General features: G+C 40.8%; 1 protein-coding gene. It reads left to right on the forward strand.

Annotated features, from left to right (window positions below; translation table 11 throughout):
- Positions 1 to 1,413 (forward strand): iron uptake porin (locus EV07_RS09215; RefSeq protein WP_036919886.1); only part of this gene is annotated, 1,413 nt, incomplete at its 5' end.
- Positions 1,414 to 1,631 lie beyond the last annotated feature (218 nt).

The following is a 1,631-nucleotide window of genomic DNA, read 5'->3' on the forward strand; positions in this document are numbered from 1 at the left end:
GACGTTGTACCAGGAGATTGGGCATATACTGCTCTTCAAAATTTAAGTGAGAGCTATGGCTGTGTAGACAATGCCTACACACAAAATCTCAAGAGTGGTCAGGCTCTTACTCGTTTTGAGGCTGCTGCACTTGTAAACGCATGCCTAGAAGGTGGTATGGCTTCTGCTGAAGCTAATGCTGACTTCTCACGTCTTTCTAATGAGTTTGGCACAGAAATGGCCATCCTTAAAGGAAGCGCAGAAGGCCTTGAAAGCAAAGTCACAGAACTTAGTGCTGGTCAGTTCTCTGGTAGCACAAAGATTGACAACAAGGTTGTATTTAACACTGGTTACGTTGATAACGATCAGTCTAACGCCAACGATAATAAGTTGACGACATCGTTCATGACCCAGACCAATGTAAATACAAGTTTTTCTGGTAAAGATCGTCTTTATACCCGTATTAAGTCGGGTAACATGGCGAACACTGACTGGGAATCCACTACATATGGTACTCACCTAGCCAGTGCTCATAAGAGCGAAGATGCAACTTCTGGATCACCACAAATTGTCATTGACAAATTATGGTATGAGCGTCCAGTTGGAGATTCTTTCAAAGTATGGGCTGGTCCTCTAATTGAGAACTACTACATGCTTGCAAGTTCTCCTTCTATCTATAAGCCTGTATTAAAACAGTTTGCTTTAGGTGGTAATGGACCTACTTATGGCTCAAGCACAGACGGCGGTTTCGGTGCAGCCTGGATTCAGAATGTTGAAGACAGATCAGCTGCAAGATTTGCTGTTAGCTCTAACTATGTAGCCAAGAGCTCTGAGACTTCCACAGGTGGTATTCTCACCGGAGAAACTCAGGCTAAATGGTTGTCCAAACTTGAGTATGGATCTCCTAAATGGCAAGTTTCACTAGCTTACGCTAAGAATATTTGTACCAGCACAAACTCATGTAAGTCTTGGCAGGATTACTACACCACTGAACTTGCTGAGCAGATGGATAGGGATGCAAATGCATATGCTTTGCGTGCTTATTACAGACCAGATGCAGGCCCAGCTGTACCTGATATCCAGATTGGATATGAAACCATGACTTCTGATTCACCTACAGCTAGCGCTGGTAAGGTTACTGAAGCTGATTCATGGATGGTTGGTCTAATGTGGTCAGATGCGTTTATTGATGGCAACCGTTTAGGATTTGCTTTCGGTCAACCTCTAAAAGCTACTGCAGTAGACAAAGTTCCTAACGGATCTGCTTGGCCTTCTGATGTAGACCCATTCACTTGGGAACTTTATTATGACTATAAAGTTTCTGATGGAATCACCATCACACCAACAATCTTCGGTGCTCAGGATCGTTACGACGGAACAACCGGCGAAAACGACCTATTTGGTGCTCTAGTCCAAACAACCTTCAAGTTCTAATTTAATTAGATCTAAAGTAAGAAAAGCGTCCAAAATATTGGGCGCTTTTTTTATTAACTAAATTAAAATCTAAGAAAAAAAATTGAGTTTTATAGAGAAAGCTAATTACATAGAATGTCTCTCAGAGTTAGTAAAGAGAGATATTCTCTAGTTAAAATATATTTTTTTAGGAAGTAATTTTAATCTAAGGATTACAAATTTTAAATGGTAAATATTTG

Source organism: Prochlorococcus sp. MIT 0603 (genome assembly GCF_000760215.1).
Classification (GTDB): domain Bacteria; phylum Cyanobacteriota; class Cyanobacteriia; order PCC-6307; family Cyanobiaceae; genus Prochlorococcus_E.